19 protein-coding genes and 1 pseudogene are annotated in these 22,045 nt (G+C 65.1%); 13 read left to right on the top strand and 7 right to left on the bottom strand.

Annotated elements, in window-relative coordinates; translation table 11 throughout:
- The first annotated feature begins 303 nt into the window (after nt 1-303).
- The 3 genes from carB (at nt 304) to ACSKB9_RS30930 (ending at nt 5,189) form a co-directional block, all read left to right on the top strand.
- Nucleotides 304-3,768: a carbamoyl-phosphate synthase large subunit gene (carB, locus tag ACSKB9_RS30940; protein WP_438077831.1), complete on the top strand. Its 3,465-nt coding sequence runs from the start codon at nt 304-306 to the stop codon at nt 3,766-3,768.
- Nucleotides 3,769-3,965: 197 nt separating this feature from the next.
- Nucleotides 3,966-4,439 carry a transcription elongation factor GreA gene (gene greA, locus ACSKB9_RS30935; protein ID WP_018269816.1) on the top strand — a complete coding sequence of 158 codons (474 nt, stop codon included), beginning with the start codon at nt 3,966-3,968 and terminating at the stop codon, nt 4,437-4,439.
- A 354-nt stretch (nt 4,440-4,793) separates the two neighbouring features.
- The gene (locus ACSKB9_RS30930; protein WP_057017035.1) at nt 4,794-5,189 is read left to right on the top strand and encodes a DoxX family protein; all 396 of its coding nucleotides are present in this window, start codon (nt 4,794-4,796) and stop codon (nt 5,187-5,189) included.
- 125 nt (nt 5,190-5,314) lie between these two features.
- On the opposite strand, the gene ACSKB9_RS30925 is transcribed toward ACSKB9_RS30930, so the two are convergent.
- Nucleotides 5,315-5,794: an Lrp/AsnC family transcriptional regulator gene (locus tag ACSKB9_RS30925; protein WP_016845095.1), complete on the bottom strand. Its 480-nt coding sequence runs from the start codon at nt 5,792-5,794 to the stop codon at nt 5,315-5,317.
- 282 nt (nt 5,795-6,076) lie between these two features.
- On the opposite strand from ACSKB9_RS30925, the gene trxB reads away from it, so the two are divergent.
- From trxB to ACSKB9_RS30910, 3 genes are all read left to right on the top strand, one after another.
- Nucleotides 6,077-7,042: a thioredoxin-disulfide reductase gene (gene trxB / locus ACSKB9_RS30920; protein ID WP_438077828.1), complete on the top strand. Its 966-nt coding sequence runs from the start codon at nt 6,077-6,079 to the stop codon at nt 7,040-7,042.
- A 2-nt stretch (nt 7,043-7,044) separates the two neighbouring features.
- Entirely contained in the window at nt 7,045-7,965 is a 921-nt protein-coding gene (locus tag ACSKB9_RS30915) for a LysR family transcriptional regulator (RefSeq protein ID WP_438077826.1), read from the top strand.
- A 530-nt stretch (nt 7,966-8,495) separates the two neighbouring features.
- Nucleotides 8,496-9,419, top strand: a complete 924-nt coding sequence (locus tag ACSKB9_RS30910; RefSeq protein ID WP_438077824.1) for a 4-hydroxy-tetrahydrodipicolinate synthase family protein — start codon at nt 8,496-8,498, stop codon at nt 9,417-9,419.
- Between the two features lie 131 nt (nt 9,420-9,550).
- Here ACSKB9_RS30910 and ACSKB9_RS30905 read toward each other — a convergent pair whose 3' ends face one another.
- Nucleotides 9,551-11,944, bottom strand: a complete 2,394-nt coding sequence (locus ACSKB9_RS30905) for a heavy metal translocating P-type ATPase (protein ID WP_438077822.1) — start codon at nt 11,942-11,944, stop codon at nt 9,551-9,553.
- 65 nt (nt 11,945-12,009) lie between these two features.
- Here ACSKB9_RS30905 and ACSKB9_RS30900 point away from each other — a divergent pair, with 65 nt between their 5' ends.
- Nucleotides 12,010-12,285: a metal-sensitive transcriptional regulator gene (locus ACSKB9_RS30900; RefSeq protein WP_018269815.1), complete on the top strand. Its 276-nt coding sequence runs from the start codon at nt 12,010-12,012 to the stop codon at nt 12,283-12,285.
- A gap of 240 nt (nt 12,286-12,525) precedes the next feature.
- Here the strand turns inward: ACSKB9_RS30900 and ychF are convergent, their stop codons facing one another.
- From ychF to ACSKB9_RS30880, 4 genes are all read right to left on the bottom strand, one after another.
- The gene (gene ychF / locus ACSKB9_RS30895) at nt 12,526-13,623 is read right to left on the bottom strand and encodes a redox-regulated ATPase YchF (RefSeq protein ID WP_057016605.1); all 1,098 of its coding nucleotides are present in this window, start codon (nt 13,621-13,623) and stop codon (nt 12,526-12,528) included.
- Nucleotides 13,624-13,684: 61 nt separating this feature from the next.
- The gene (gene pth / locus ACSKB9_RS30890) at nt 13,685-14,299 is read right to left on the bottom strand and encodes an aminoacyl-tRNA hydrolase (protein ID WP_438077819.1); all 615 of its coding nucleotides are present in this window, start codon (nt 14,297-14,299) and stop codon (nt 13,685-13,687) included.
- 55 nt (nt 14,300-14,354) lie between these two features.
- Nucleotides 14,355-15,077, bottom strand: a complete 723-nt coding sequence (locus ACSKB9_RS30885; protein ID WP_438077817.1) for a 50S ribosomal protein L25/general stress protein Ctc — start codon at nt 15,075-15,077, stop codon at nt 14,355-14,357.
- 274 nt (nt 15,078-15,351) lie between these two features.
- Nucleotides 15,352-15,612, bottom strand: a complete 261-nt coding sequence (locus ACSKB9_RS30880; RefSeq protein WP_050384261.1) for an accessory factor UbiK family protein — start codon at nt 15,610-15,612, stop codon at nt 15,352-15,354.
- Nucleotides 15,613-15,789: 177 nt separating this feature from the next.
- Between ACSKB9_RS30880 and ACSKB9_RS30875 the strand changes: the two genes are divergently transcribed.
- The 4 genes and pseudogenes from ACSKB9_RS30875 (at nt 15,790) to pgeF (ending at nt 19,311) form a co-directional block, all read left to right on the top strand.
- Complete coding sequence (locus ACSKB9_RS30875; RefSeq protein WP_057016608.1) at nt 15,790-16,524, top strand: dienelactone hydrolase family protein; 735 nt, start codon at nt 15,790-15,792, stop codon at nt 16,522-16,524.
- A 15-nt stretch (nt 16,525-16,539) separates the two neighbouring features.
- Complete coding sequence (lgt, locus tag ACSKB9_RS30870) at nt 16,540-17,382, top strand: prolipoprotein diacylglyceryl transferase (protein WP_057016609.1); 843 nt, start codon at nt 16,540-16,542, stop codon at nt 17,380-17,382.
- 99 nt (nt 17,383-17,481) lie between these two features.
- Nucleotides 17,482-18,540 carry a class I SAM-dependent methyltransferase gene (locus ACSKB9_RS30865; protein WP_438080474.1) on the top strand — a complete coding sequence of 353 codons (1,059 nt, stop codon included), beginning with the start codon at nt 17,482-17,484 and terminating at the stop codon, nt 18,538-18,540.
- Nucleotides 18,537-19,311 (top strand): annotated as a pseudogene (gene pgeF, locus ACSKB9_RS30860) (peptidoglycan editing factor PgeF). Before ACSKB9_RS30865 ends, pgeF begins: the two are co-directional and overlap by 4 nt.
- Nucleotides 19,312-19,352: 41 nt before the next feature.
- Here the strand turns inward: pgeF and ACSKB9_RS30855 are convergent.
- A complete protein-coding gene (locus ACSKB9_RS30855; RefSeq protein WP_438077814.1) occupies nt 19,353-19,901 on the bottom strand; it encodes a hypothetical protein in 549 nt (182 codons plus the stop codon).
- Nucleotides 19,902-20,253: 352 nt separating this feature from the next.
- Between ACSKB9_RS30855 and ACSKB9_RS30850 the strand changes: the two genes are divergently transcribed.
- Complete coding sequence (locus ACSKB9_RS30850) at nt 20,254-20,874, top strand: hypothetical protein (protein ID WP_438077812.1); 621 nt, start codon at nt 20,254-20,256, stop codon at nt 20,872-20,874.
- A gap of 178 nt (nt 20,875-21,052) precedes the next feature.
- Complete coding sequence (locus ACSKB9_RS30845; protein WP_438077810.1) at nt 21,053-22,006, top strand: ribose-phosphate pyrophosphokinase; 954 nt, start codon at nt 21,053-21,055, stop codon at nt 22,004-22,006.
- Nucleotides 22,007-22,045: the final 39 nt, after the last annotated feature.

Raw genomic sequence — 22,045 nt, 5'->3', positions numbered from 1 at the left:
GCAGCTTCGGCTCGGCAGGCCTTCTCGTAGCGAAGGCTGCCGCGGCGTAGCCCGCAGGGCGAAGCCGGGCCGGTAGCCCCCCACATCCCTCGCCCCCCAACCGGGCATACGCCGAATGCGGATTTTCCCCAGAATCGCGGTTGATTGCGCGTTTTTGGGGGTTTCGCGGGTGCGGAAACTGGTCTAAAGACCACCCGCGCGCGAGGGATCGCGCTTCCAGCGCTACAACATGTAGCGCATGGCTCGAGGGACGCGCGGGAAGCGCGCCCTTTTTTGTGCCTAAATTCCAGTCCGCGAGAGCTGATGCCCAAAAGAACCGACATCTCCACCATCCTGATCATCGGCGCCGGTCCCATCGTGATCGGCCAAGCCTGCGAGTTCGACTATTCCGGCACGCAGGCCTGCAAGACGCTCAAGGAAGAGGGCTATCGGATCGTCCTGGTCAATTCCAACCCGGCGACGATCATGACCGACCCGGAGCTGGCGGATGCGACCTATATCGAGCCGATCACGCCCGAAATCGTCGCCAAGATCATCGAAAAGGAACGCCACGTCGTGCCCGGCGGCTTCGCGCTGCTGCCGACCATGGGCGGCCAGACCGCGCTGAACTGCGCGCTGTCGCTGCGCAAGCAGGGTACGCTGGAGAAGTTCGACGTCGAGATGATCGGCGCCACCGCCGACGCCATCGACAAGGCCGAAGACCGCCAGTTGTTCCGCGACGCCATGGAGAAGATCGGGCTGCAGACGCCGAGGTCGCGGCTCGCCAATGCGTCGGCGCTGAAGAAGTCCGACCGCGACAAGTACCTCGCCGATCAGGCCAAGCTGTCCGGCCCCGAGCTCGAAGCCTTCGAACGGCAGTGGGAAGGCGGCGAGAACGAGCGGCGCAAGCGCTACCAGCAGCAGGCCTTGGCCGAAGCGCTGATGGCGCTGTCCGACATCGGGCTGCCCGCGATCATCCGCCCCTCCTTCACGCTCGGCGGCACCGGCGGCGGCATCGCCTACAACAAGGAAGAATATCTCGACATCATCGAGCGCGGCCTTGATGCCTCGCCGACCAACGAGGTGCTGATCGAGGAATCCGTCCTCGGCTGGAAAGAGTTCGAGATGGAGGTGGTGCGCGACAAGAAGGACAATTGCATCATCATCTGCTCGATCGAGAACGTCGATCCGATGGGCGTGCACACCGGCGATTCCATCACGGTGGCGCCGGCGCTGACGCTCACCGACAAGGAATACCAGATCATGCGCGACGCATCGATTGCGGTGCTGCGCGAGATCGGGGTCGAGACCGGCGGCTCCAACGTGCAGTTCGGCATCAATCCGGACGACGGCCGCATGGTCGTGATCGAGATGAATCCGCGCGTGTCGCGCTCGTCGGCGCTGGCCTCGAAGGCCACCGGCTTCCCGATCGCCAAGGTCGCCGCCAAGCTTGCGATCGGCTACACGCTCGACGAGATCGCCAACGACATCACCGGCGGCGCGACGCCGGCCTCGTTCGAGCCGACGATCGACTACGTCGTCACCAAGATTCCGCGCTTTGCGTTCGAGAAATTCCCCGGCGCCTCTTCCACGCTGACCACCTCAATGAAGTCGGTCGGCGAGGTGATGGCGATCGGTCGCACTTTCCAGGAGAGCCTGCAGAAGGCCCTGCGCGGGCTCGAGACCGGGCTGACCGGCCTCGACGAGATCGACATCGAGGGTCTCGGCCGCAGCGACGACAAGAACGCGATCCGCGCGGCGCTCGGCACGCCGACGCCGAACCGCCTGCTGCAGGTCGCGCAGGCGATGCGGCTCGGCTGGTCGAACGAGGATATCTTCAATTCCTGCAAGATCGATCCCTGGTTCCTCGCCGAACTGCGCGCCATCGTCGAGACGGAAGGCAAGGTCCGCAGCAGCGGCCTGCCGACCAATGCGTTCGCGATGCGGATGCTGAAGGCAATGGGCTTCTCGGACGCGCGGCTCGCCGTGCTCACGGAGACCACCGAGGCCGACGTCACCGCCAAGCGCCACGCGCTCGGGGTGCGCCCGGTGTTCAAGCGCATCGACACCTGTGCGGCGGAGTTCGCGTCGCCGACCGCCTACATGTATTCGACCTATGAGCGGCCGTTCGCCGGCGAACTCGCCGACGAGAGCGCGCCGTCGGACCGCAAGAAGGTGATCATCCTCGGCGGCGGGCCGAACCGCATCGGCCAGGGCATCGAATTCGACTATTGCTGCTGCCACGCCTGCTTCGCGCTCGAGGACGCCGGCTACGAGACCATCATGGTCAACTGCAACCCGGAAACGGTGTCGACCGACTACGACACCGCCGACCGGCTGTATTTCGAGCCGCTGACCGCCGAGGACGTGCTCGAGATCATCGCGACCGAGCGCAAGAACGGCACGCTGCACGGCGTGATCGTGCAGTTCGGCGGCCAGACCCCGCTGAAGCTTGCCCGCGCGCTCGAAGCCGCTGAAGTGCCGATCCTCGGCACCTCGCCTGATGCGATCGACCTCGCCGAGGACCGCGACCGCTTCAAGCGCGTGCTCGACAAGCTGCGTCTCAAGCAGCCGAAGAACGGCATCGCCTATTCGGTCGAGCAGGCCCGCCTCGTCGCCGCCGATCTCGACCTGCCGCTGGTGGTGCGTCCGTCCTACGTGCTCGGCGGCCGCGCGATGCAGATCATCCGCGAGGAGAACCAGCTCGACGACTACCTGCTGGGAACGCTGCCTGAGCTGGTGCCCGCCGACATCAAGGCGCGCTACCCGAACGACAAGACCGGGCAGATCAACACCGTGCTCGGCAAGAACCCGCTGCTGTTCGACCGCTATCTGTCCGACGCGACCGAAGTCGACGTCGATCGTCTCTGCGACGGCAAGGACACCTTCATCGTCGGCATCATGGAGCACATCGAGGAAGCCGGCATCCATTCCGGCGACTCCGCCTGCTCGCTGCCGCCGCATTCGCTCGACGCCAAGACCATCGAGGAGCTGGAGCGGCAGACCCGCGAGCTCGCGCTCGGGCTCGACGTGGTCGGCCTGATGAACGTGCAATACGCCATCAAGGACGGCGAGATCTACGTGCTCGAGGTCAACCCGCGCGCATCCCGCACCGTGCCGTTCGTCGCCAAGGTGATCGGCACGCCGGTCGCCAAGATCGCGGCGCGGATCATGGCCGGCGAAAAGCTCGCCGACTTCAAGCTGAAGAAGAAGAAGCTCGGCCATGTCGGCGTGAAGGAATTGGTATTCCCGTTCGCGCGTTTCCCCGGCGTCGATACTGTGCTCGGACCGGAGATGCGTTCGACCGGCGAAGTGATGGGCATCGACCGCTCCTTCGAGGTCGCGTTCGCGAAGAGCCAGCTCGGCGGCGGCACGCGCGTGCCGCGGCAGGGCACGGTGTTCGTTTCGGTGCGCGGCGACGACAAGATGCGCATCGCGGATGCGGTGCGGCTGTTGCACTCGCTCGGCTTCAAGGTGATGGCAACCTCGGGCACGCAGCGCTACCTCAGCGACAACGGCGTGCCGACGGAAAAGGTGAACAAGGTGCTCGAAGGCCGTCCGCACATCGTCGACGCCATCACCAATGGCGACGTCCAGCTGGTCTTCAATACCACCGAAGGTCCGCAGGCGCTGGCCGACAGCCGCTCGCTGCGGCGGGCTGCCCTCTTGCATAAAGTGCCATATTACACCACTCTTTCGGGCGCGGTGGCGGCCGCACGGGGAATCCGGGCCTATCGGGCCGGGGACCTTGAGGTCCGCACGCTTCAGAGTTACTTTTCCGAAAGCTGACCGCTGCCCGGGCTGAAGGCCCGAAGCGGTCAATTAGCCGAATGGCTGGAACTCACCGCGCGATTGGATGTTGTCACGGCCCTTAGCGGGGCCGAATATCACTGGGCTTCCGGGCGCGTTGGCGCCCTGATTCCTGCGTTAGCTGAACTGGATATTCGTGCACGGCCGCCGGGCGCGCGCGATGAAGGACGAAGATGATGGATAAGGTTCCGATGACCGCGGGCGGATACGCCGCGCTGACGGACGAGTTGAAGCATCGCCAATCGGTGGATCGTCCGCGCATCATCGAACACATCGCGGAAGCGCGCTCGCACGGCGATCTCTCGGAGAACGCCGAGTATCACGCCGCAAAGGAAGAGCAGTCGCACAACGAGGGCCGCATCGCCGAGCTCGAGGACAAGCTCGCGCGCGCCGACATCATCGACATTTCGAAACTGTCGGGCGACACCATCAAGTTCGGCGCGACCGTGACGCTGATCGATGAGGACACCGAAAAGAAGGCGGTGTGGCAAATCGTCGGCGAAGTCGAGGCCGACGCCAAGAAGGGCCGCATCTCGATCACCTCGCCGCTCGCGCGCGCGCTGATCGGCAAGAAGAAGGGGACCACCGTCGAGGTGATGGCGCCGGGCGGCGCCAAGGCCTACGAGATCACCAAGGTCGAGTGGCGGTAGTAGTTACCTTCACGTGACTGGTGCAGAAAAGCCGCGTCCCGCACGCGGCTTTTTTTATGCCCCGCGTTTCTCCCGGTCTGACAGCAATGTGAATGGAGAGCCGCTGCACGCCATGCCAGTGAGGCCGTGACATGTTTATGCAGTATAATCATGTCGGGGACGGAGTTCGGGCTGACGATCGCGTCGCAACACGGATCGCTGCGCGTCACCGTGCCGCTGCCGCGTTCTCTCGCAACTGCCATCGCGCGAGGAATGATTCCAGGCGCAAGGTGTTGACATCACACTCCGGTGGCGGACACCGTGTGTTTCTGCATCTTGCAACGTTCCAGTGTGTCAAACAGGGGGTAAATGACAATGGACCAGATGTTCTCCAAGCTCCAGCCGGTGGCGCTCAGCCTGTTCCGGTTCATCACGGGACTGCTGCTGTTTCAGTTCGGCGTTGCCAAAATTTTCAAATTCCCACCCGGGACAATGTTCGAGAAGGTCGAGCTGTTCTCATTGATCGGCGCGGCCGGCGCACTCGAATTGGTGCTCGGCGGGCTCCTGATGATCGGCCTGTTCTCGCGGATCGTCGCCTTCATCCTGGCGGGTGAAATGGCCTTCGCTTACTTCATCGGCCATTTCCCAAAAGGGTTCTACCCGCTGCTCAATAACGGCAGTCTGGCGATCGCGTTCTGCTTCGCCTGCCTCTACCTTGCGACCTCGGGCCCGGGTCCGATCAGCGTCGACGCTGCGATGGGGAAGAGGTAGCAGCACTAGGCGCTTCCCACTCCTTGATGACGTCATTCCGGGATGGCGCGTTAGCGCCAGACCCGGAATCTCGAGATTCCGGGCTCGATGCTAACGCATCGCCCCGGAATGACGCGCACAGCGGTCTAGCCAACCGCCTTCAATCCCAGCGGCACCGCGGCCTCATATTTCGAATTGTGCAGCACCAGTGACGTCCTGACGTTGCGCACGTGCGGAGCCGCCGTCAGATGGGTGACGAAATCCTGGAACGTCGCCATGTCGGGCGCGACGCATTTGAGGATGAAGTCGACTTCGCCCGACAGCATCCAGCATTCCCGCACCAGCGGCTCGGCGCGGACGAAATTCTCGAAGGCGCGGAGGTCGGCGTCGGCCTGGCTCGACAGATGCACCGAGGCGAACACCGTGACGTCGTAGCCGAGGCGGCGCGGATCGAGCAGGCCGCGGTATCCCTGGATGTAGCCTTCCTCCTCCAGCGCCCGGACCCTGCGCAGGCAGGGCGGCGGCGAGATACCGACGCGTTTGGCCAGTTCCACATTGGTGATTCGGCCATCGGCCTGGATCTCGGCGAGGATTTTGAGGTCGATCTCGTCAAGGTTCTTCGACACGCGACTACAGTTCCCTAGGGGTTTGGAAGGCTTGGCAGGTCCGCCGGCAACTCTCATAGCGCAGCCCGCTGGCATTGCGCAATTTTATTGCGCGTGCAGCGCACGATTTCGCGAATGTGACTTCAGTTCCGGGGAAAAATCGCTGCCATGGATTGCAAATCTTGCATAGCTTACCAGATATCCTAGACTTGGATTTGACACTTTTAGCACCGCCGTGACCTGCTTCCGGGGTGCTTCCCACACAAGTCCCCGTCAAAGTCCCCAGAAGAGAGGGATCAGCTAATGCCCGCGCCTGTCCACGCCAAGGTCGTCATCATCGGGTCCGGCCCCGCCGGCTACACCGCAGCGATCTACGCGGCACGCGCGATGCTCGAGCCGGTGCTGATCCAGGGCATCCAGCCGGGCGGGCAGCTCACCATCACCACCGACGTCGAGAACTATCCCGGCTTCGCCGATGTGATCCAGGGCCCTTGGCTGATGGAGCAGATGGAGAAGCAGGCGGCCCATGTCGGCACCAAGATCGTCACCGATCTCGTCAACAAGCTGGAACTCGGCCAGCGCCCGTTTCGCCTGACCTGCGATTCCGGCGACGTCTACCTCGCCGAGACCGTGATCCTCGCCACCGGCGCCCAGGCGCGCTGGCTCGGCCTGCCCTCGGAAGAGAAGTTCCAGGGCGGCGGCGTGTCGGCCTGCGCGACCTGCGACGGCTTCTTCTACCGCGGCAAGGACGTCGTGGTGGTCGGCGGCGGCAACACCGCGGTCGAGGAAGCGCTGTACCTGACCAATCACGCCTCCCAGGTCACCATCGTGCATCGCCGCGATCATTTCCGCGCCGAGCGCATCCTGCAGGAGCGGCTGTTCAAGAATCCCAAGATCAAGGTGGTGTGGGATTCGGCGATCGACGAGATCTGCGGATCGGAGAACCCGAACAAGGTCACCCATGTGCGGCTGAAGAACGTCAAGACCGGCGCGCACACGAACCTCAAAACCGACGGCGTCTTCATCGCGATCGGCCATGCGCCGGCGACGGAGCTCGTCAAAGGCCAGATCAAGCTGAAACCGTCGGGCTATGTCGAGGTGGCGCCGAACTCCACCGCGACCTCGATGCCCGGCCTGTTCGCCGCGGGCGACGTGGCGGATGAAACCTTCCGGCAGGCGGTCACCGCCGCCGGCCTCGGCTGCATGGCTGCGCTCGAGGCGGAACGCTTCCTGGCTCTTCGCGCGAGCGATCGCGCAGCGGCGGAATAATCATGGCACGATCTCGCGACGGATTTACGGATATGGATTGGGACAAGCTGAAGGTCTTTCACGCAGCGGCGGAGGCTGGCAGCTTCACGCATGCCGGCGAACAGCTTGGCCTGTCGCAATCGGCGGTCTCCCGCCAGGTCAGCGCGCTGGAGCAGGAGCTCTCGGTGTCGCTGTTTCACCGCCACGCCCGCGGCCTGATCCTCACCGAACAGGGCGACCTCCTGTTCCGCACCGCGCATGACGTGTTCATGCAGCTGCAGGCGGCCCGCGCAAAGCTCACCGACAGCCGCGAGCGGCCGAGCGGCGACCTCAAGATCACGACGCCGCCGGCGCTGGGCATCAACTGGCTGATCCCGCGGCTCGACGAGTTCACCGCGCTCTATCCCGACATCCGGATCTCGCTGATCGTCACCGACGAGGATCTCGACCTCTCGATGCGCGAGGCCGACGTCGCGATCCGCACCCGCAAGCCGACCCAGCCGGACCTGATCCAGCGCAAGCTGTTCTCCATCGGCTTCCATGCCTACTGCTCGCCGGAATACATCAAGCGCTTCGGCACGCCACGCACGCTCGATGATCTCGACTCGCACCGCATCATCATGCTCGGCAACTCGCAGGTGCCGGCGCATCTGCAGAACCGCAGCTGGCTGATCGATGCCGGCCGCAACGGCTCCGGTCCGCGCGAGCCCTACTTCAAGGTCAACAACATCCTCGGCCTCGTGCGCGCCTGCCAGCAGGGCCTCGGCATCGCCGCGCTGCCGGACTATCTGGTCGAACAGAACAACCTCGTGCAGCTGTTCGGCGAGTCCGACTCGATCGCGCTCGACACCTACTTCGTCTATCCGGAAGAGCTGAAGACGGTGGCCCGGGTGCAGGTGTTCCGCGACTTCGTGGTCAGCAAGGCGCAGCGCTGGCCGTCGTGATTAAGCCGCCCTTATAGGGCTGCTTTATAGGGATATCCGTGCTGCCCCCGGTCTCCGCATGACTGACATGCGACCTGGATAGTTGCTGCAAGCCGTCGATGGGGATCATAGTGCTTACACGCTGAGCGTTCGCGTCGCGCATATGTCCCCCTCCTCCAGTGGCGCGGAAGTTCAGTAATCCCTCTTGGAAGGTGATTGTGTCGGCCTCACGTGGCCAATACCTTAAGCCGGGCTCACTCGAGCCCGGCTTTTTTTCATCGCCGTGCCTTTTCACCTCCACGTCATGCGCAAAACGCGCCGCACGCGCCGATCAGCATGTGCATTGACAACAACCTCGCAGCGCAGCATCATTATCCAATGATCACGACTTCGTGCGCCGTTCTGTCGTCGAAAAAAGCTCCCCTCCCGGGGACACGAGATCGCGCGCGATAAGATCACCTTCGCATTCAGACCGATCCCGAAACCCCGCCGCCTGGACGGGGTTTTTTGTTGGTCCCGTCTCCGGCTTTGCCTTCTTAAGGAGATGGAACATGACCGATCTACATCAGCAATTGCAGGGCCTCTGGCTGCCTTTGATCACGCCATTCCGTAACGGCGAGCTCGACGTCACGTCGCTGCGGCGTCTCGTACGGCACTACGCCAATGGCCCCGTCGACGGGTTCATTCTCGGCGCAACCTCCGGCGAGGGCATGGCGCTCAGCGTGGACGAACTGGAGGGGCTGGTGAGCGTCGTGCTCGACGAGCTCAGTGCCAGCTCCCGCCATTTGCCGGTCTGTCTCGGGCTCTCCGGCGCCTCGACCGCCCGGATGAAGGAAGCGCTGGATGATACGGCCGACTGGCCGATCAACGGCTATCTGATCGCCAGCCCCTATTACATCAGGCCCTCGCAACGCGGGCTCGTGCAGCACTTCAACGCGCTCGCCGATCACGCGTCGTGGCCGATCGTGCTTTACAACATCCCCTATCGCACGGCGGTGAACCTGACCAACGAGACGCTGCTGGCGCTCGCGGACCATCCGAACATCGCCGGCATGAAGGATTGCTGCGCCGACCGCGCGCAGTCGATCGACTTCCTCAACCGCCGGCCGGCCGGCTTTCGCGTGCTGACCGGCGAGGACGCGCAAACCTTCGATGCGCTCTCGGACGGCGCCGACGGCGCGATCCTGCTGTCCGCACATCTGGAAACGAACACCTTCGCTGCGATCCGCACGCTGCTGCAGCAGGGCCAGCGCGACGCGGCGCTGGCCGCCTGGCAGAGCGTCGTCGGCCTGACGAGGCTGCTGTTCGCCGAACCGAGCCCCGCGCCGGCCAAGCACTGGCTGTGGCGACAGGGGCTGATCGACAGCCCCGAGGTGCGGCTGCCGATGGTCGCGGTGAGCGAGGATCTCGCAACCTGGCTCGATGCCGAGATAGAGCGCCGCGCGCAGCTGCTGCTGCCGGCCGAAGTCTTGTAGCCCGGATGCAGCCAACGGGTCGCGCGAACGCGCGCCCGATGACAGGCTCCGCGAAATCCGGGGGCATCTCCACGTGGCGAGACCGGCCCCGGATTACGCTGCGCTTCATCCGGGCTACCGATCTTGCTGGCTCAATCCAGCCTCGTCCTCGCCAACCGCAGCGCATTGCCGATCACGCTGACCGAGGACAGCGCCATCGCGGCGGCGCCGACCATCGGCGACAGCAAGATGCCGAACAGCGGATACAGCACGCCGGCTGCGATTGGCACGCCGGCGGCGTTGTAGACGAACGCGAACGCCAGGTTCTGGCGGATGTTGCGCATGGTCGCGACCGACAGCCGCCGCGCGCGCACGAGGCCCATCAGGTCGCCCGTGAGCAGCGTGACGCCGGCGCTCTCGATCGCGACGTCGGTGCCACCGCCCATCGCGATGCCGACATCGGCGGCGGCGAGCGCCGGTGCGTCATTGACGCCGTCGCCTGCCATCGCGACGGTGCGGCCCTCGCCCCGCAGCCGCTGCACGACCTCGCTCTTGCGCTCCGGCAGAACGCCGGCCTCGACGTCGTCGATGCCGAGTGTCTTTGCCACCGCCCGCGCGGTGGTCTCATTGTCGCCGGTCAGCATCACGATGCGCAGGCCCTCGGCACGCAGTGCCTGCAGCGCGCTGGTCGCGGACGGCTTGACCGGATCGGCAATCGCGATCACCCCGGCGATGCGGCCATCGACCGCGACATAGATTGCCGTGGCGCCGTCCCGCCGCGCGGCCTCGGCCGCCTCGTCGAGCGCTGCCGTCGCGATCTTCAGCTCGGCCATCAGCACCGCGTTGCCGAGCGCAACCTGCCTGCCCTCGACCGCGCCGGTCGCGCCCTTGCCGGAGGGCGAGGTAAAATTGACGACGGCGGACGATGCGAGCTTGCGCTCCCCGGCGGCGGCGATAATCGCCTGCGCCAGCGGGTGCTCGCTGCCCTGCTCGACACTGGCGGCAACGCGCAGCAGATCGCTCTCGTCGAATCCATCGGCGGCAATGACGCGCACGACCTTCGGCTTGCCTTCGGTGAGCGTTCCGGTCTTGTCGATGACCAGCATGTCGATCGCCTCCATCCGCTCCAGCGCCTGCGCGTCGCGGATCAGGATGCCGGAATGCGCGCCGCGGCCGACGCCGACCATGATCGACATCGGCGTCGCCAACCCCAGCGCGCAGGGGCAGGCGATGATCAGCACCGTGACGGCGGCGACCAGCGCGAAGGTCAGGCGCGGCTCAGGGCCGAACACCGTCCAGGCGATGAAGGCGAGCACGGCAGCGGCGATCACCGCCGGCACAAACCAGCCGGCGACGCGATCGGCGAGCCGCTGGATCGGCGCGCGTGAGCGCTGCGCCTTCGCCACCATGTCGACGATCCGCGACAGCATGGTGTCGCGGCCGATCTTCTCGGCGCGCATCACGAGGCCGCCGCTCTGGTTGACGGTGCCGCCGATCACGCTCGCGCCTTCGGCCTTCGTGACCGGCATCGACTCGCCTGTGACCATGAACTCGTCGATGACCGCACTGCCTTCGACGACGACGCCGTCGACCGGAACCTTCTCGCCCGGCCGCACGCGCAGGCGGTCGCCGACCTTGATCGCGTCGATGTCGATATCCTCGTCGCCGTGTTCGGTGATCCGCCGCGCGGTCTTCGGCGCGAGGCCGAGCAGCGCGCGGATCGCGCCCGAGGTCTGCGCGCGGGCGCGCAATTCCAGCACCTGGCCGAGCAGCACCAGCACCGTGATGACGGCCGCCGCCTCGAAATACACCGCGACCGCGCCATGCATGTCGCGGAACGCGGGCGGAAACAACTGCGGCGCCAGCGTCGCGACCACGCTGTAGACATAGGCGACGCCGGTGCCCATCGCGATCAGCGTGAACATGTTGAGATTGCGGGTGACGAGCGACTGCCAGCCGCGCACGAAGAACGGCGCACCGGCCCACAGCACGACCGGCGTCGCCAGCACGAGCGAGACCCAGTTCGACCAGTGCTGCGGCACCAGCTGCATCAATCCGAGATGGCTGCCCATCTCGAGCACGAACACCGGCACGGTCAGCGCGAGGCCGATCCAGAACCGCCGCGTCATGTCGATCAGTTCGGGATCGGGACCGTCGTCGAGCGAGACCTGCTCGGGCTCCAGCGCCATGCCGCAGATCGGGCAGCTGCCGGGGCCGACCTGGCGCACCTCGGGATGCATCGGACAGGTGTAGATGGTGCCCGCGGGCGCCGGCGGCTCCTCCTCGCGCGGCTTGAGATACTTCTCAGGGTCGGCCTCGAAACGCTCGCGGCAGCGGCCGCTGCAGAACAGGTACTCCTCGCCCTTGTAGCTGAAGCGGTGCTTGGCGGTCGCCGGATTGACCTTCATGCCGCAGACCGGATCGATGGCGAACGACGCCTCGGCCGGCGGCGTGTCGTGATCATGCTTGCCGCCGCAGCAGGAATGCGCGGCCGCGCCATTGTGGTGATGATCCGCGTGCGAATGGTCGTGCTTTGCGTGTGCCACGAAACTCTTCCCGGCCGGTAACCCGACCTCTTGATTTAGATACCCTAGGGGGGTATATGAGACCTATGAGAGACGAGGTCAAGACATCCTGCTTAAAACGGCTCAAACGGATCGAAGGTCAGATCCGCGGATTGGCCGCCATGGTCGAGGACGACCGCTATTGCATCGACGTGGTGACGCAGATCGCGGCCGCGCGCGCGGCGCTGCGCCGCGTCGAGGAAGAGGTGCTGCGCGATCATGTGGCGCATTGCGTCGAGCATGCGATCTCGTCCGGCGACAAGGCCGACCAGCGGCGCAAGATCGCCGAGCTGATGGACGTGATCGGCCGTGCGGATAGGTGATCTAAGCGCCACCCCATACTCGATGTCGTCCCTGCGAAAGCAGGGACCCATAATCACAGGACGCCGGGATGGAGCGAGCTAGGCCACAGCTCGCTTCAACAACGCGACCCTGTGGTTATGGGTCCCGGGTCGCGCTTCGCTTGCCCGGGACGACGTGGGAAAGAGCGGCACCCGCACATTCAGCGTCGTCCCGGCCTTCGCCGGGACGACGTGGGGAGAAAGCTCTCTCGAAATCGATGCTCAGGTATTGAATCTGAAATGCATGACGTCGCCGTCGGCGACGACGTACTCCTTGCCTTCAAGCCGCAGCTTGCCGGCATCGCGCGCGCCGGCTTCGCCGTTGCCGGCGATGTAGTCCGCATAGGCGATGGTCTCGGCGCGGATGAAGCCCTTCTCGAAATCGGTATGGATCACGCCGGCGGCGGCGGGCGCCTTGGTGCCGCGGTCGATGGTCCAGGCGCGCGCTTCCTTCGGGCCGACGGTGAAATAGGTGATGAGATCGAGCAGCCGGTAGCCGGCGCGGATCAGCCGATCGAGCCCGGCCTCTTCCAGGCCCAGCGTCTCCAGGAAGTCAGTGCGTTCTTCACGCGACAGCGTCGCGATTTCGGATTCGATCTTGGCCGAGATCACGACCGCGACCGCGCCCTCCTCCTTGGCGCGCTCGAACACCGCCTTGGAGAAATTGTTGCCGTCCTTGGCCGAGCCTTCCTCGACGTTGCAGACGTAGAGCACGGGCTTCGAGGTCAAGAGCCCGAGCATGCGGAACGCACGCTCCTCCTCCGGCTTGCGCTCCAGTCCGCGGGCAGGCTTGCCGTCGCGCAGCAGCACCAGCGCGCGGTTGACCAGCTCGAGCTGCTCCTTGGCTTCCTTGTCGTTGCCCTTGGCCTTCTTCGAGAGGTTGTCGACGCGCTTCTCCAGGCTGTCGAGATCGGACAGCATCAGCTCGGTCTCGATGGTCTCGATGTCGGCGAGCGGCGCGATCTTTCCCTCGACATGGGTGATGTCGGAATCCTCGAAGCAGCGCACCACATGGGCGATGGCGTCGACCTCGCGGATGTTGGCGAGGAACTGGTTACCGAGACCTTCGCCCTGCGACGCGCCGCGGACGAGGCCCGCGATGTCGACGAAGGTCAGCCGGGTCGGAATGATCTGCGCGGACTTCGCGACCGCCGCGAGCTTCTCCAGCCGCGGATCAGGTACCGCGACCTCGCCGACATTCGGCTCGATGGTGCAGAACGGATAGTTCGCCGCCTGGGCGGCCGCCGTCTCGGTCAGCGCATTGAACAGCGTCGACTTGCCGACGTTAGGCAGCCCGACGATCCCGCATTTGAATCCCATGTCTTCCTCAATAATCTCTGGTTCGTCATGGCAGGCTCGTGCCGATGACGAATAAGGGAGATCAGGCCGACTTCTCGCCGCCGTTCTCACCCTTGTCGAAAAACCCCTTGGCCTGCATCGTCAGATGCACCTTGTTGGCGAACGACGCGTCGTGTCCCGCAGCCAGCAGGCCGGCATTGTCGGCGACGGCCTGGCACAAGGCCTCCACCCATGCCCGGTCGCTCTTGGCGAAGTCCGACAGCACGTGGCTGTGCACGAGCTCCTTGACGCCGGGATGACCGATCCCGAGCCGCACCCGCCGATACTCGTTGCCGATATGCGCGGAGATCGAGCGCAGGCCGTTGTGGCCGGCGATCCCGCCGCCGATCTTGACCCGCACCTTGGCCGGCGGCAGTTCGAGCTCGTCCTGGAACACGGTGATGTCGGAGGGCGCGACCTTGAAGAAGTTCGCCGCTTCCTGCACCGCGCGTCCGGAGTCGTTCATGTAGGTGGTCGGCTTCAGCAGCACGACCTTCTCGCGATCGACGACGCCCTCGGAGGTCTCGCCCTGAAAGCGACGGCGCCATGGTGCGAAACCATGACGCCGTGCAATCTCATCGACCGCCAGGAAACCGATATTGTGCCGGTTGCTGGCGTATTTCGCGCCGGGATTACCGAGACCGACAAAAAGGCGCATGGCGCGGCATCCCGCGTCGGCGCGCCATCAGACGATCGCGCGCCGACCTGATCGGTTACTTCTTCTTGTCGCCACCGGCGGGGGCCTTGGCACCCGCGGCCGGAGCCGCAGCACCCGCAGCCGGAGCCGCCGCAGCGGCCGGAGCTGCAGCACCCGCGGCCGGAGCAGCGCCACCGGCAGCAGCCGCAGCCGCGGCCTTCTGCTCTTCGGCGTAGCCGGACGGCGGCACGAGGGTGACCAGGGTCGCGTCCTCGCGGGTCAGCGACTTCACGCCCGTGGGCAGCTTGATGTCGGTGAGATGCAGCGAGTGGCTAATCTCGAGGCTGCCGACATCGGCTTCGATGTATTGCGGAATGTTGTCGACCGCGCATTCGAGCTCGAGCGCGTGGGTGACGATGTTCACGGTGCCGCCGCGCTTGATGCCGGGGGCGGTTTCCGCGTTAACGACGTGCAGCGGCACGCTGACGCGGATGGTGGCGCCTTCGCCGAGCCGCATGAAGTCGACATGGACCGGGAAGTCCTTCACCGGGTCGAGGTGGTAGTCGCGCGGAATCACGCGGTGCTTCTTGCCCTCGAGATCGATGTCGAACAGCGTGGTGAGGAACCGGCCCGCCAGGATGCGCTGGCGCAGTTCACGGTCGTCGACCGAGATGGTGACGGGGGGCTGGTTGTCTCCGTAGATCACTCCGGGAACTCTCCCGGCGCGACGCTCTGCCCGGGCGGCCCCCTTGCCGCTCTTCGGACGCGCGGTCGCCTTCAATTCCTTGACGGTCGCCATAGCGTTAAGTCCTTGTATTTAAAAAGTTAAAGGCCGCAGCGCGGCCCATGCTCAGGTCCACAGCAAGCCTCCAGGGGTGCGGGGGCCGCGGACGTGGCGGGCTTTCAGCCCAAAGGGCCGAAATGACAAGGAAATGAAGGGATTTTTCTTGGGTTACCGAGCGAGGATCGTAGCCCGGATGGAGCGAAGCGAAATCCGGGACCACTGCCTCCGCGGGCCGGCCCCGGATTGCGCTTCGCTCCATCCGGGCTACGGGGCTGCGCTCCGGGCCGTATCAGCCGGCCGTACCGCCGAGCTTGGCCTCCAGCGCCGCGATCCTCGCCTTCAGCGCCTCGTTCTCCTCGCGCGCCAGGCGGGCCATGTCCTTGACCGCGTCGAATTCCTCCCGCTTGACCACGTCGAGGTCGCGCAGGATCCGTTCCGCCTGGTTGCGCATGACCGTGTCGACCTCGCGCTTGACGCCCTGGGCGGCGCCCGCGGCGTCATTCATCAGACGGCCGATCTCATCGAAAAACCGGTTGCTGGTCTGGGTCATCTCGCAAAACTCTCCGCGTTCACTGCCTCGCGCCAAAGACAATGGCGATCTCAGCCATCCGGTTCAAGTCCGCCGCGAATGGCAGGCCTCCCGAGGCTTGCCTTGTCATGCTCCGGTTTCCTTGCAATCGTATGAACTCACAACAGAAATCGCACACATAACGCGAGCAGAAACGCCATGATCGACCAGACCGTCGAGATCCCGACCAAGGACGGCAAGACCACCACCTTCATCACCCATCCCGAGCGCGGCGGCCCCTTCCCCGTCGTCATCTTCTACATGGACGCGCCGGCGATCCGCGAGGAGCTGCGCGACATGGCGCGCCGGCTCGGCACCTCCGGCTACTATGTGATGCTGCCCAATATGTATTACCGCGCCGGCGTGATGGAGCTCGGCCCGATCAATCCCGATCCGGAATCGCCCGAGCGCAAGCGCATGTTCGAGCTGATGCACTCGCTCAACATCCCGCTGGTGATGGAAGACACCAAGGGCCTGCTCGCCTATGCCGAGACGCAGAAGGCCGCCAACACCAGGATCATCGGCACTGTCGGCTATTGCATGAGCGGCCGCTATGCGGTGAACGCGGCGACGCATTTCGGCGATCGCGTGAAGGCCGCCGCCTCGGTCTACGGCACGCACCTGGCGACCGACCAGCCCGACAGTCCGCATCTTGCCGCGCAAAAGACAAAGGCCGAACTCTATTTCGCCTGCGCCGAGACCGATATCTACGCGCCCCAGGACATCATCGAGCAGGTGAAAGCCGGCATGAAGGGATCGAACAACGAGGTCGAGATCTATCCCGGCACGCATCACGGCTTTGCGTTCCCCAAGCGTCCGGTCTATGACCGCGACGCCGCCGAACGCCATTGGGAGCGGCTCCTCGCGCTTTACCGGCGCAACCTCGTGGGCTGAGCCTCAAGACGCACGATGCCGTTCCTGCTGATCGACTTTCCGGTGTTCAATCCCGTCGCGCTCTCGCTCGGGCCGATCGTGATCCGCTGGTATGCGCTGGCCTACATCGTCGGCATCGTGCTGGGCTGGATCTACGCCCGCTCGCTGATCAAGAAGGAACGGCTGTGGGGCGGCCCGGCGCCGATCACGCTGCCGCAGCTCGACGATTTCATCCTCTGGGTCACCATCGGCATCATCGTCGGCGGCCGCACCGGCTATGTGCTGTTCTACAATTTGCCCTTCTTCATCGCGCATCCGGCCGAAATCCTCGAATTGTGGAAGGGCGGCATGTCGTTCCACGGCGGCTTCCTCGGCTGCGTCGCCGCGGTGATGCTGTTTGCCCGCCGCAACAACATCCCGATCCTGTCGCTCGGTGACATCACCACCGCGGTCGCGCCGATCGGGCTGTTCCTCGGCCGGCTCGCCAATTTCATCAACAGCGAATTATGGGGCCGTCACGCCGATCCGAGCCTGCCCTGGGCCATGATCTTCCCTAATGGCGGGCCGCTGCCGCGGCATCCGAGCCAGCTCTACGAGGCCGGGCTCGAGGGCATCGTGCTGTTCGCGGCGCTGGCGATCATGATCCGGATGGGTGCGCTCAAGCGTCCCGGCCTGATCCTCGGCAGCTTCATCACGATCTATGGCGTTGCCCGAATCATCGGCGAGCACTTCAGGGAGCCCGACCCGCAACTCGGATTCCTGTGGGGCGGACTAACCATGGGCATGCTGCTGTCGGTGCCAATGATCATCGTGGGCGTTATCATCATCACGGCCGCCGTCCGCCGCAGGGCGAACGGTCCGGCACCGAGTTCAACCTGAACAAGTTCAATCCAAAGCAAGTGCAATCCAAGGAAGGCCGTGAACGAACCCTCCCCGCTGCTGGATGAGATCAGGAAGCTGATCAAGCTGTCCGGGCCGATGCCGGTCTGGCGCTACATGGAACTGTGCCTGATGCATCCGCGGTACGGCTACTATCTGTCGCGCGATCCGCTCGGCCGCGAGGGCGATTTCACCACGGCGCCCGAGGTCAGCCAGATGTTCGGCGAACTGCTCGGGCTGTGGAGCGCCTCGATCTGGCGCGCGATCGGCTCGCCGGAGACGTTCCGCCTGATCGAGCTCGGGCCCGGCCGCGGCACCATGATGTCCGACGCGCTGCGTGCGCTGCGCGTGCTGCCGCCGCTCTACCAGTCGCTCAGCATCCACCTCGTCGAGGTCAACCCGGTGCTGCGCGAGAAGCAGTACGCCACGCTGACGGGCGTGCGCAACATCACCTGGCACGATAGCATCGACGACGTGCCCGAGGGACCGGCGGTGATCCTCGCCAACGAATATTTCGACGTGCTGCCGATTCACCAGATGGTCCGCCGCGAGACCGGCTGGCACGAGCGGACGGTCGGGATGGATGCCAATGGCAATCTGTATTTCGCGCCCGCGCCCGAGCCGACACCGCATTTCGAGGTGCTGCTGCCGCCGCTGGTGCGCGCCGCGCCACTCGGGGCAGTGTTCGAATGGCGGCCCGACAACGAGATCATGAAGCTCGCCACGCGGCTGCGCGACCAGGACGGCGCCGCGCTGATCATCGATTACGGCCATCTGCGCAGCGACGCCGGCGACACCTTCCAGGCGATCGCGCGCCACAGCTTCGCCGACCCGCTGAAGAACCCCGGACAGGCCGACGTGACCGCGCATGTCGATTTCCAGGCCCTGGCGCGGGCCGCCGAGGATGTCGGCGCGCGCGTCCACGGACCGGCGACGCAGGGTGACTTCCTCAAGCGTCTCGGCGTCGAGGCCCGTGCGGCCGGGCTGATGGCGAAGGCAAGCCCCGAAGTCTCCGCCGACGTTGCCGGTGCGCTGAAGCGCCTGACCAATTCCGGACGCGGCGGGATGGGCTCGATGTTCAAGGTCATGGCCATCTCCGACCCACGCCTCACCTCGATCGCCGGATTGAGCGATCAGCCTGACGAGACCGAACAATGACATTGGGATCACCGCTGCTGTCGGCCATTCCGGGCCTGCGCCATGCCTTCTTCTCGCGCGAGGGCGGCGTGTCGGAGGGTATCTATGCCGCCCTCAATGGCGGGCTCGGCTCGCGCGACGATCCGGCCAAGGTCGCGGAGAACCGGCGGCGGATGGCGGCGCAGCTCGGCGTGCCGCTCGATCACCTCGTCAGCGTGCATCAGGTTCACTCGCCTGACGTCGTGGCCGTGACCGGTCCATGGAATGGCGCCGTGCGCCCGAAGGCGGACGCGCTCGTCACGCGCACCGAGGGCCTTGCGATATCGGTCACGACGGCCGACTGCGGCCCGATCCTGTTCGTCGATCCCAATGCGCGGGTGATCGGCGCGGCGCATGCCGGCTGGAAGGGCGCGCTGACCGGCGTGCTGGAATCGACCATCGACGCGATGGAGAAGCTCGGCGCCGAGCGCGGCGGTATCGCCGCCGCCATCGGCCCGCTGATCCGCAAGGAGTTCCTACGAGGTCGGCAACGAATTCGTCGAACGCTTCATCGAGGCCGATGCGGAGAACGGCATGTTCTTCATGCCCGCCGAACGCGACGGACACGCGATGTTCGATCTTGCCGGCTTCATCCGCATGCGGCTGGAAAATGCCGGCGTGCTGATGATCGACGATCTCGGCATCGACACCTATTCCGACGAGCGCTGCTTCAGCTACCGCCGCTCCGTGCATCGCAAGGAAGCCGATTACGGCCGGCTCGTTCACGCCATCGCGCTGGAACGGCCGGCGTAATCATCGACCATGCGCGAGCGCCACGAAGCGGGGTTCACCCGTCAACAGCTGCCGACGGCCTGATAGTAGAATACTGTTCCGCCTGCGCCGTCCAATTCGACGTAAACGTCGTACAGCGTGCCTCCGCCGCATTCCTGCCCTCCATAGGAGGAGCCCGGCGCCCGCGCAATGAGACCGCCTGCCGAATCCGATCCCCGCATTCGCATGAGCCGGTTGAACGCCGATCGCCTGAGTGCGGAGGTCTTGTCACCGGACGCCACGAGCGTGCCGGCCTTCGTGCGTGCGAAGGTTTCGATGATGACGAAAGCATCCCGCGCCAGGTGATACTCGTACAGGGCTTCTCCAGCCTTGTTCTTGCCTTTTGCGGCCACGCGCTTGCGAACGTCACCATCCAGCAGCCAGACGATCGGGCCGTCCGGATCGTCGCAGGGACAAGGATCGGTTACACAAACGCACGAGGACAGCAAAACCGGAGAATATCCCTTCAGCCTCAGTGGATGGTCCCCCGGGAGGTCGAGCGGGGCGGCGGCTATCGTGGTCGTGTCGGCTGCGGCAAATTGCTTTTCGAGTTCGTCGGCATAGGATGGCATGACAAATCTCCCGAAACCTAAAATTGCATCAGTATCGATGAATGCCTAAACCGGTTGTCGGTCTGGCTGTATGCGCTGCTTCACATTTTCAGGCGAATTTGTCTGACGGGAAACAAACCCGAATGTCGCGGCTGGATCGCGGATATGCGCTGCACGACGCTGGTCGCCATGGATGCGCGGCCAAACCGCTGACGTCTCAGAGCCGGAAAATCCGCTCAGGTTGGTGGCGTCGTTCGGCAACATGACGGAGCAAGGAATTCGATCCTGGCGCAGCGCTTGAACCGTCGACTGTTAAGCGCTGTGGCCGTCCTGCCCTAGACGTTAAGCCGTTTTAACGATATCGCAGGACGTAATGAGGGAAGCGTCGAACCGCCAGTTTCAAACTGGGACAGCCGTGCGTGCCGCGATCGCATGCTCGTGGCTCGCGATCGCGTGCGCGCTTGGCGGCTGCGCGGCCGGCGGCAATGTGGCCGACTCCTACGCCATGGCCACGCCGGCAAGCAGCGGCGCAACGGTTACGTTCGAATCGATCGACGGCCCGCCGCCCCAGGTGTTCGACCGCATGGTCGGCGTGCTCGACAGCGAGTCCAAGCTGCGCAGCCTGTCGATCGTGTCGCGCCAGGGCGCTGCCGCCTATCGCGTGCGCAGCTATCTGTCGGCTCAGGTGGTGCGCGGCCGCACCATGATCGCGTGGGTGTGGGACGTCTACGACAGCAACCAGCAACGCGCGCTGCGGCTCTCCGGCGAGGAGCCCGCCGGCAAGGCCGGCCGCGACGCGTGGGCCGCCGCCGACGACCTGGTGCTGCGCAAGATCGCCCAGGCCGGGCTCAGTGGCCTGTCCGGCATGATCAATGGCGGCCCGGCGGACGGCCCCGCGCCCGCCCCGGCACCGGACCTCCGCGGGCCCACGGTGGCAAGCGCCCCGGCCGCCGCCGCGCCCGAGACCGTGGCGCTCGGCTATTCCGCCGACTAAACCCCGTTATCGCCCGGGGAAATGCGTTTTTTGCCCAGGAAAACGGCGGCCAAGGCCGGCTAATGGGTTGCCATCGGATGCGCCTGCCTGATATTCCCTCGCGCACCGAAAACCCGCCGGTTCTGTAAGGACTTGAGATGCTGAACGTCGTATCCAGCAAGGCGCGGGGGAAGCATCGATGTCGGCAAAGAACGGATCAATCAAACTCGTCGCCGGCAACTCCAATCCTGCGCTGGCGCAGGACATCGCCAAGGGACTTGGCATCGAACTGACCAAGGCCGTGGTCCGGCGCTTCGCCGACATGGAGATCTTCGTCGAGATCCAGGAGAACGTCCGCGGCTCGGACATGTTCATCCTGCAGTCGACGTCGTTTCCGGCCAACGACAATCTGATGGAACTGTTGATCATCACCGACGCGCTGCGCCGTTCCTCGGCGCGCCGCATCACCGCGGTGGTGCCCTATTTCGGCTATGCCAGGCAGGATCGCAGGTCCGGCTCGCGTACGCCGATCTCGGCCAAGCTCGTCGCCAACCTGATCTCGCACGCCGGCGTCGACCGCGTCATGACGCTCGACCTGCATGCCGGCCAGATCCAGGGCTTCTTCGACATCCCGACCGACAACCTGTTCGCGGCGCCCCTGATGGTGCGCGACATCAAAGAAAAGTTCGACCTCGCCAAGGTGATGGTGGTGTCGCCCGACGTCGGCGGCGTGGCACGTGCCCGCGGCCTCGCCAAGCGCATCAACACCCCGCTTGCGATCGTCGACAAGCGCCGCGAGCGCCCCGGTGAGTCCGAGGTGATGAACGTGATCGGCGACGTCGCCGGCTACAACTGCATCCTGGTCGACGACATCGTCGATTCCGGCGGCACTCTGGTGAATGCGGCCGAGGCGCTGATCGCGCACGGCGCCAAGGAAGTCTCGGCCTACATCACCCACGGCGTGCTGTCCGGCGGCGCCGCCGCGCGCATCGCCTCGTCGCGTCTGAAGGAACTGGTCATCACCAACTCGATCCTGCCGACGGAAGCCGTCAACAAGGCACCGAACATCCGCCAGATCTCGATCGCCGGACTGATTGCCGAAGCGATCGGCCGCACCGCGGCGGAAGAGTCGGTCTCGAGCCTGTTCGATTAAATCGATATTTGCTGTCGTCCCTGCGAAAGCAGGGACTCA

Source organism: Bradyrhizobium sp. BR 1433 (genome assembly GCF_051547665.1).
Classification (GTDB): domain Bacteria; phylum Pseudomonadota; class Alphaproteobacteria; order Rhizobiales; family Xanthobacteraceae; genus Bradyrhizobium; species Bradyrhizobium australafricanum.
This window is presented reverse-complemented; position numbering and strand designations above follow the sequence as displayed.